At 68.1% G+C, this 1,194-nt stretch carries 1 protein-coding gene; it reads left to right on the top strand.

The genetic code is table 11. The features are described from left to right. Positions 1–1,107 (top strand): M20/M25/M40 family metallo-hydrolase (locus Cte04_RS21695; protein ID WP_066483902.1); only part of this gene is annotated, 1,107 nt, incomplete at its 5' end. Between the last annotated feature and the right edge of the window lie 87 nt (positions 1,108–1,194).

Below are 1,194 nucleotides of genomic sequence, written 5' to 3'. Positions count from 1 at the left end.
ACCTTCGGCTTCGAGGCCGAAAAGCACGCCGTGCCCGAGGCCGATGTCAAGGCCTATGGCATGCAGTCCATCACCAACCTGATCGTGCGCCGCCAGTACGGCGACGGCGGCCGCACCATTGCCCTCAATGCCCACGGCGACGTGGTGCCCCCGGGCGAGGGCTGGACCAAGGACCCCTACGGCGCCGAGATCGAGGACGGCAAGCTCTACGGCCGCGCCGCCGCCGTGAGCAAGAGCGATTTCGCCAGCTTCACCTATGCCGTGCGCGCCCTGGAAGCCGTGGCCAGGCCCACCAAGGGCGCGGTGGAGCTGCACTACACCTACGACGAAGAGTTCGGCGGCCTCATGGGCCCGGGCTGGCTGCTGGAAAAGGGCCTGACCAAGCCCGACCTGATGATCGCGGCCGGCTTCAGCTATGAAGTGGTAACAGCCCACAACGGCTGCCTGCAGATGGAAATCACCGTGCACGGCAAGATGGCCCACGCCGCCGTGCCCCACACGGGCGTGGACGCGCTGCAGGCGGCCGTGGCGCTGATGAACGCGCTGTACGCCGAGAACGTCAAGTACCAGCAGGTCACCTCCAAGGTGCCCGGCATCAAGCATCCCTACCTGAACATCGGCCGCATCGACGGCGGCACCAACACCAACGTGGTGCCCGGCAAGGTGGTGCTCAAGATCGACCGCCGCATGATTCCCGAAGAGAACCCGGCCGAGGTCGAGGCCAGCATCCGCGCCGTGATCGCCCAGGCTATCGAAGGCTTCAATACCAAGGGCGGCTACACCGGCGAGGACGCCGTGCGCGTGGACATCAAGCGCCTGCTGCTGGCCAACGCCATGACGCCCCTGCCCGGCAACAAGCCGCTGGTGGATGCCATCCAGCAGCATGCCCAAGCCGTGTTCGGCGAAACGCCCCCGGCCGTGGGCACGCCGCTGTACACCGACGTGCGCCTGTACGTGGAGCGCGGCATTCCCGGCGTGATCTACGGCGCCGGCCCCCGTACGGTGCTGGAGTCGCACGCCAAGCGCTCCGACGAGCGCCTGGTGCTGGAGGATCTGCGCCGCGCCACCAAGGTGATCGCGCGTTCGCTGGTGGACCTGACGGCCTGACAGCGGTGCGGCACCTGCAGCGGCGCAGCCGCAGGTCAAGGCGCCAAAGCCCGCCCCGGGTGCTCCGGGCGGGCTTTTTTCATGGCC

The organism is Comamonas terrae (genome assembly GCF_001544075.1).
In the GTDB taxonomy this organism is placed as follows: Bacteria; Pseudomonadota; Gammaproteobacteria; order Burkholderiales; family Burkholderiaceae_C; genus Comamonas; species Comamonas terrae.
The sequence above is the reverse complement of the archived record's forward strand: the minus strand, read 5'-3'. Positions and strand labels throughout refer to the sequence as shown.